This is a genomic window from Calothrix rhizosoleniae SC01 (assembly GCF_900185595.1).
Classification (GTDB): Bacteria; Cyanobacteriota; Cyanobacteriia; order Cyanobacteriales; family Nostocaceae; genus Calothrix_A; species Calothrix_A rhizosoleniae.
Map to the genome: position 1 here is coordinate 1 of NZ_FYBH01000352.1, position 8,251 is coordinate 8,251.

General features: G+C 40.7%; 6 protein-coding genes. 4 read left to right on the top strand and 2 right to left on the bottom strand.

What is annotated here, in order from left to right; translation table 11 throughout:
- Positions 1–358 precede the first annotated feature (358 nt).
- The gene (locus CALSC_RS21560) at positions 359–1,051 is read right to left on the bottom strand and encodes an NUDIX hydrolase (RefSeq protein ID WP_088243318.1); all 693 of its coding nucleotides are present in this window, start codon (positions 1,049–1,051) and stop codon (positions 359–361) included.
- Positions 1,052–1,378: 327 nt separating this feature from the next.
- Here CALSC_RS21560 and CALSC_RS21565 point away from each other — a divergent pair, with 327 nt between their 5' ends.
- The 4 genes from CALSC_RS21565 (at position 1,379) to CALSC_RS21580 (ending at position 6,417) form a co-directional block, all read left to right on the top strand.
- The gene (locus tag CALSC_RS21565; protein WP_088243319.1) at positions 1,379–2,236 is read left to right on the top strand and encodes a protein phosphatase 2C domain-containing protein; all 858 of its coding nucleotides are present in this window, start codon (positions 1,379–1,381) and stop codon (positions 2,234–2,236) included.
- A 122-nt stretch (positions 2,237–2,358) separates the two neighbouring features.
- Positions 2,359–4,242: a hypothetical protein gene (locus CALSC_RS21570; protein WP_088243320.1), complete on the top strand. Its 1,884-nt coding sequence runs from the start codon at positions 2,359–2,361 to the stop codon at positions 4,240–4,242.
- Positions 4,243–4,343: 101 nt separating this feature from the next.
- Complete coding sequence (locus tag CALSC_RS21575; protein ID WP_088243321.1) at positions 4,344–5,381, top strand: cysteine hydrolase family protein; 1,038 nt, start codon at positions 4,344–4,346, stop codon at positions 5,379–5,381.
- Between the two features lie 259 nt (positions 5,382–5,640).
- Positions 5,641–6,417: a hypothetical protein gene (locus CALSC_RS21580; RefSeq protein ID WP_088243322.1), complete on the top strand. Its 777-nt coding sequence runs from the start codon at positions 5,641–5,643 to the stop codon at positions 6,415–6,417.
- Positions 6,418–6,581: 164 nt separating this feature from the next.
- Here CALSC_RS21580 and CALSC_RS21585 read toward each other — a convergent pair whose 3' ends face one another.
- Entirely contained in the window at positions 6,582–7,751 is a 1,170-nt protein-coding gene (locus CALSC_RS21585) for a nuclear transport factor 2 family protein (protein WP_088243323.1), read from the bottom strand.
- Positions 7,752–8,251: the final 500 nt, after the last annotated feature.

Genomic DNA, 8,251 nt, shown 5'->3' on the forward strand with positions numbered 1-8,251 from the left:
AGTATTCCCGTAAGTTTGGGCAAATATATCAGTCACAATCCAATTATGGCTTAACCAAAACATCCTAAAATCCTCACATAATAATCGAAAGTCCACGATTGCAACCTTTTTATCTTAAAAATTGAGATTGATGTGATAAATTAAACAAAAGTTTGGATTTGTCTGATCAAAATGATCAAATTTTTATTACCTGGGTAATAAAAAATATAGGGAATAAGTAATACAACGCAACGGTTCCCATGCAAATAATGAGGTATATTAGCAGCAAGAATTGCCAAGCCTTTCAGCATCAAATATATGCCTTACCAGTTAGAGAAATACTGCGAAAAAGTCTTTTTCACTCACCCCGCAACTCTAGTTAAATCTCAAAGTTAAAACCCTTTTCTCTGAGCTGTTGATACTTCTGTTCGTCAAACTGATAAAGCCTTGCTGCACGATGAGCTACACCAGTTTGCATTTCATCCAGTTCTACCAACAAATCCATTCTCAAGATTTTCTTCCGAAAATTACGCTTATCTAAAGCCTGTCCCAAAACCGTTTCATACAGCTTTTGTAACTGGGAAAGGGTGAATTTTTGTGGCAACAACTCAAAGCCTATAGGTTCATATTTTACTTTACCTTGAAGACGTGCGATCGCAATTTGCACAATCTGCCCATGATCGAAAGCTAGGGGTGGTAAACTATCTGTTGCAAACCATTGAGCGTCACTAGCATCAGTATCAGCATGGATGGCATAGTCTTGCAGATTAATTAAGGCATAGTAAGCAACGGTGACTACCCTTTCCCGAGGATCTCTTTCTACCTCACCAAAGGTATAAAGCTGTTCCAAAAACACATTCTCAATCCCTGTTTCTTCTTTTAATTCCCGCTTCGCAGCTGCATCTACAGACTCTTCAATTCGCACAAATCCCCCAGGAAGTGCCCATTCTCCCTCAAAAGTTGGAAGTTTGCGCTTGATAAGCATCACTTTCAACGTATTTTCTCCATCCAAACCAAAAATAACACAATCTACAGTCAATGCTGGTCGAGAATATTGGTAAGAATAGAACATGGGCTTAACGGGTGACAACAAGGATAGAATTAGGACTGGGGTTAGGTTTTAGGGGTCAGAGGTTAGGGGAAAATAAGTTTTAATTACCCTTTGAGTATTAGATTACATCTGAGGTAAATCACATATTACGCCTGATGTGAATTAAAAATACCTCTTTTCCCAGAAGGGTTTTGAGATTTTTCCAAAATCATGGTTTTGGCATTATCAACCTAATTACAATGCTTTCAGCACTTAATTCACATTAAACGTAAATTCTAAGTTCTAAATTCTCCTTGACATCGTGTACTTTTGACACTATTATTAGTGTTATATAAACACTATCTCACAATGCAGGATAAATTTGAACTAGCAGGAGGCTCTATTATTGGTAGAGAACATCTGCGTTTAAGTAAAAATAACCAAGATGCTTATTACTGGGTAAATTTTGAGTCAGCTACCATCGCCGTTGTTTGTGATGGTTGTGGTAGCGGTACTCACAGTGAGGTAGGGGCGAAAATAGGCGCTCGGTTGGTGGTAGAAGCTATTTTGAGGAATTTATCCCAGGATAGATTATCTACTGAATTTTGGCAGGGAGTTCATCAAGACTTATTACATAGTTTAGGGATGATAGCTGTCAGCCTGGGTAGGGAGTTGGTGCAAGTAGTGAAGGAGTATCTATTATTTACCATTATCGGTGCAGTAATTTTTCCCCAAGAGACGGCTTTGTTTGCCATTGGTGATGGGGTATTCGCTCTGAATGGGGAGGTAATTCCCATACCACATTTCCCTGACAATGCTCCTCCCTATTTAGGTTATGGATTAATATCAGATATTTTATCACATATGAAACTAGTAGATTGTCAATTCTGCGTACATCGTCAGTTACCAACACCAGAAGTGCAATCAATTTTGATTGGTACGGATGGGGTGGAGGATTTGATAGCTGTAGCAGATAGATTTCTACCGGGTAAGTCTGACAGAGTGGGAGAAATAGCTCAATATTGGGAGGATGATAATTATTTTGATAATCCCTATTTTTTAACCCGTCGTTTAGCTTTAATTAACCATACCAGCATTAAACCTGATTGGGAAACAAGGTATTTAAAAAAGCAAAATGGGTTACTCCCCGACGATACCACACTAGTAGTTATACGTAATCGGGAAGAGGAAGGAGTGATGGAGGGAAGGAGGGAAGGAGGGAAGTAGTGATGGAGAAATATTAATTACTAATCTAAAATCTAAAGTCCAAAATCTAAACTTCGACAGGCTCAGTTACCAATCTAAAATCTAAAATCTAAAATCTAAAATCTAAAATCTAAAATTCCATCATGGAAGTTTATATAAATGGCAAACCCATTCGTGTAAAACCCCAGAATGCGATTGGGAAAGGGGGAGAGGCTGATGTTTTTGATATTGGTAAAGGTAAGGTGCTAAAACTATTTAAATCTCCCCACCATGCCGATTACCAAGGATTACCCCAGGAACAACAAGCAGCAGAACAACGGCTAAAAATTCACCAACACAAACTGCGAGCCTTTCCTAGTAACTTACCACAAAGAGCGATCGCACCCACAGATTTAGCCACTGATAAGTCTGGAAACAAAATTGTTGGTTATACTATGCCCTTAATTCAAGGTGCGGAGGTATTGCTTAAATATAGAGAACGTAGTTTTCGTCAAGCAGGGGTAAGTCATCAAACCGTAGTTCAGATTTTTCAAGATTTGCATCACACGGTTGATAAACTGCACTTTGCAGGTATAGTAATTGGTGATTTTAATGACCTGAATGTCTTAGTAAAAGGAACAGAAGCTTATTTAATAGATACTGATTCCTTCCAGTTTGCTAATTTCCCTTGTCAACTATTTACAACCAGATTTGTCGATCCTTTGCTGTGCAACTCTCAAGGGAGCCAACCAATATTGCACTTACAGCATAATCATAACTCTGATTGGTATGCCTTTGCCATTATGCTCTTGCAAAATTTACTATTTGTAGATCCCTATGGAGGTGTGTACAAACCGCAACAGAAAAGTCAGAAAATACCCCATGCTGCTCGTCCTCTGCATCGAATTACTATTTTTCACCCAGAGGTGCGCTATCCCAAACCAGCAATTCCTTACAAAGTCCTACCGGATGAATTGCTACAATACTTCCATCAAGTATTTGAGCAGGATTTGCGAGGGGAATTTCCCCCACAATTATTAGATAATCTCCATTGGACTGAATGTATTAATTGCGGGAAAGAACACGCTCGTCCCACCTGTCCATACTGTCATCAAGGAGCACCCACCGCGATTAAATCTATAACTGTGGTGCGGGATAAGGTGACAGCTACCCGATTATTTAATACTGAGGGTGTGATTCTCTGTACTGCTGTGGAGCAAGGAAAACTTTACTGGCTGTATTACCATCGAGGACAATTCCATCGGGAAGATAGCTCAGTGGTGTTGCAAGGTGAGTCAAATCCTGACCTTCAATGGCGGATTCAAGGCAAAACTACCTTTTTAGGATATCAGGGTCAGGTGATAGGTTTTCATCCCTACAAGCCTCTTTCCAGGCGGGCTGTCGATAGAATAAAAGTAGTTTTTGATACTAATCAATCTAATTGTTATTGGATTAATCATGGTTACTTAAATCATGATGGCAATTTGGGTGATGTCTGTATTGGGAAAGTTTTACCAGCACAAACCCAATTTTGGGTGGGGACTAATTTTGGTTTTGGTTTCTACCGTGCAGGTAATTTAAATATTGCTTTTGTCTTTGATGTTCGCAAGCCGGGGATCAATGATAGAGTCAAGTTACCACATTGGCAAGGACAGTTGATTCATGCCCATTGTAGTTTTAGTCCAGATTATGCCTGGTTGTTCTTAACTAATCAGGAACAAGGAAAGATTTGTTACCGTTGTGTTGTGGTTAAGTCCGATGGTTCTGTCATTGCTAGCAGTCAGGTAAATGAAGGTGAGGAACATTGGTTAGCTGTTTTGGGTAAGGGTGGTGCTGCAAATCAATCTCCCTACTGTGTGGTGAATAATTTTCTGTTGGCGGCGACTGATGAGGGGATTATCCGAATTGAAATACAACAAGGAAAATTGTTACAAACTAAGGTGTTTGCTGATACTGAGCCTTTTGTTGATGGTAGCTCCCGGCTTTTAGCTGCACCACAAGGTTTGTATCTGGTGAGTTCTCAGGAGGTTTATTTTTTAAAGAAGTAATAAGTAATAAGTAAGTTTCCCAATACTACCAACTACCAACTATCAACTACCAACCACCAACTAACAACTATCAACTATCAACTATTTTTAGGAGATATTTTATGACTACTCAAGTTACTAAGTTTCCTATTCCTAACTTTTTCAATGGTTCCCGTGTGGGTGAGGTGTGGCGCGTACCTTACCAAGATAGGGCACAACAGGCGCAAAATTGGGCAAAACGTCACGGGATTATGCCTGCTGGAAAGGATAAAACCCGTGTATGTTTGATGGCGATTGATGTGCAAAATACTTTCTGCATTCCTGATTTTGAACTGTTTGTGGGTGGTAGTTCAGGTATGGGTGCGGTGGAAGATAATGTCAGATTATGTGAGTTTATTTATCAGAATCTCAGCGTAATTACAGAGATTGCGCCAACGATGGACACTCATACTTCCATGCAGATATTTCACCCCATGTTCTGGATTAATGATGGTGGAAAGCATCCTGCACCAATGACAATGATTTCTTTAGCTGATGTGCAACAAGGATTGTGGAAGGTGAATCCCGGTGTTGCTTATAGTCTAGCTCGGGGTAATTATATGGGGTTGCAATCCTTTGTTCTCCATTATGTCCAACGTTTGAGTGATGAGGGTAAATATCCCCTGACTATCTGGCCCTATCATGCTATGTTGGGTGGTATCGGTCACGCTTTAGTTTCAGCCGTAGAAGAAGCTTGTTTTTTCCATGCGATCGCTCGCCATAGTCAAACTAATTTTGAGATTAAGGGTGGTAATCCCCTGACAGAAAATTATTCTGTATTGCGTCCAGAGGTATTAGATGATGCCAGTGGTCGTCCTATTGCCCAGAAAAATAGCCGTTTTATTCAGAAGCTTTTGGAGTTTGATGCGGTGATTATTGCGGGACAGGCGAAGAGTCACTGCGTTGCTTGGACAATTGATGATTTATTGACGGAAATTCAAGCTCAAGATCCAAAATTGGCAAAAAAGGTCTATTTATTGGAAGATTGTACTTCTCCGGTGGTTGTGCCCGGTGTAGTCGATTTTACTGACCAAGCAAATGCTGCGTTTCAACGTTTTGCTGATGCAGGAATGCATGTAGTGAAGTCCACAAAGGCAATTGAGTCTTGGGCTGGTATATAGCGCTGCGCACAATTAATAAGTAATAAGTAATAAGTGAGCCATTGCGGTGGACGGGTTCCCCGGCATAAAGCAAATGGCGAACTCCGAAGGAGTAATAAGTTTACTGTTCATAGGTTTGGTGCTTCAACAATGTCCTAATTGAATTCTGTAGTGCTATATGTTGTTTACGCCAATCATACGAATTATTACTTAGAAATATTCTAAATCCTCACCAGGAAATCTATTGTTCAAAATCCAAAATCTAAAATCCAAAATTGTTATGACTCAAGTACCAGATATAAATCAACTCTTTCAATCTGCCCAATCAGAAGGTTTGCTGTCTAATAATTCTCTGCAAGCTTTGAATGTATTTGATATTGGGGCACAAATTCAAGCAGGTTTAGGCATTGATGTAGATGACGTAATGGCGAGTGAGGTAGTACTTGTGACTATTATGCCTGATGACTCTAGCTCAATTGACTATGGAGGTAATGCAGCTGTTGTCAGGGCTGGACACAATACTATTATTGATGCTCTAGTTAACTGCAATCAAAAAGATAGCATCCTCGTACACAATCGTTATCTTAATGGCTCTGTTCTTTATCCCTATTGTCCAGTTACCCAAGCAGTGCGAATGGATGGGAAAAATTATAATCCCAAACAAGGAACACCTCTTTATGACCAAACCGTGGTGTTACTGGGGACTGTATTGGCAAAAGCACAGGAATTTGCAGATAATGGTGTACCCGTGCGTACCGTTACCTTAATAATTACCGATGGGGCTGATATGCATTCTCGCACAGCCAAAGCCAAAACAGTGCGATCGCTGGTTGATGATATGCTACAAGCAGAGAATCACATTGTTGCTGGTATGGGCATTGATGATGGCGGACAAACAGATTTTCGCCAAGTATTCCAAGAAATGGGGATTCGGGATGAATGGATTCTTACCCCTGGAAATAGCCAGAAGGAAATTCGCCAAGCCTTTCAGGTATTTTCCCAGTCGGCAGTACAAATCAGTCAAAGCACATCTTTAGGCGGTTTTGGTACTACGTGAATCATGCCAATTATACCAATTCTCCAAAATCAAGCTACACATGGACAGCAGGGAGTAGGGAGCAGGGAGCAGGGAGCAGGGAGCAGGGATTAGGGAGCAGGGAGCAGGGGGAGAATTATCTGTAGCCAGGATTTATTATTAATTAGTAATGGGTTCAACATCTATCATTCACCATTTTTGATTAAAGAAACCGCAAGTCCCCAAAAAGGAACAAATCGCAACCAGCGAGTTTTACTACCTTGAGAAATTACAGTTCCCAACAATACAACCTGGAAGATATAAAAGAGGGTTAAATCAACACAAAAAGCGATCGCCACTCGGTTTGTGGTAATTTGCGAGAGAAAATAATGTCCCCTGGAAGCTAAATCTCCAAATTCTGGTCTACCCACAAAACCCCAGAAAATAGCTATACTGCCTACGATAAGACCTATCCAGCCAAATATACGTGCCAGGAAGTATTTCTTATAGTCTCTCTCCTCTGGTAAAGGTGTATTTAAGCGTAACGCCATATAAGGAATGAGAAAAACATTGGTGAGGAACATCGCCATACCCCAAATCCCTACTTTCGGAAGATTACGCCCCCGAGGATCTGCTAATAGCAAGGGAAGAAACATAAAAATCCAGGCTTCCGCCAAGTTAAATAATGCTTCTGATGCGGGATGGACTATGGGTGCTTCCATGTATGTAATTCCCAGCAGGTTTAAAATCGGGAGAACTAAGAAGAAATTCAGGGACTCGTTGATAATTTCCTGCAAGGTTTCCGGACGAATAGCCCAAACTGGTTCCCCTGGAATAATTTGTCCAGGTGGTGAAAGAATGAGAGCATAAAGGTAAATTGCTGCAAGTACCCATAAAAGTGTGGAAAGCCAGAGGTTAGGAGGTGCTGAATGTCCTGTCGGTGAGTGCAAAAATCGCCGTACCAAGGGAGTTACTAAGCGGATAATCAAGAAAGCCTTTTTCCCTGGTTTGATGGGGGGTTCAACAATATCCCTGGCAAATTCTAATTTACCTGTAGTTGCCGACAAGCGATAGAAACTCACGCCCCTTCCATTGGGAAAAGGAATACCATCTAGTTCCACATGCCACAATACCCCAACTGCTAAGTCATCTCCAGTGCTAATATCGTCAATGACAAACAGCAGGTCATCGGGTATACCTTTGCAGGATTCTTCCAATAACTGCTGAACCGCTTGTTTACCTTGGAAAAGCTGGGGAAAATTCAAATCCTGGTAAACGCAGTTATCATCGATAAATTCCATTGCTGCTGTGATATCCCGACGATTAATAGCTTCATACATGGATTTAATCACAGCATCAGCTGTTGTTTTCAACATAATATTCAATGGCTTCTAATTTACAGGTTTTTGGGTCTTGCATAATTGCGGGATGATTTTATCAGAGAGGAGCAACCATAATCCCTGTGTCTCCGTATCTCCCTGTCCCCGTGTCAAACTCAATCTCCCAGTATATGGCGTTCCGTCAAACTGCGCTAACAGCAACGCCTTTTTACTTGCGTGTAGCGCTATATCTTTAAAACCCACATTCCGCAGGTTCAATTAACAAGCTTGGTATTTTTGTAATCCAGTTAAAACAAGGCTTTCAGACATTCAGTGAATATGAGTGCATTCAGCGAGACTCCCAAAGGTAACCGCACCTTAGATAAGAACGGGAGCATTACTTGAGAATGGTATCAATAGGCTATGATTTGGCGATTACCGCTAATTATAAAATTAGCGGTAAGCGAAGCTATGCCGTTAGGCTTATCACTATAAAGCTGAATTTCCGAAAACCCTTACCATACAAGTATTTTGAAAATATCGAAAAGTTTTCCTCT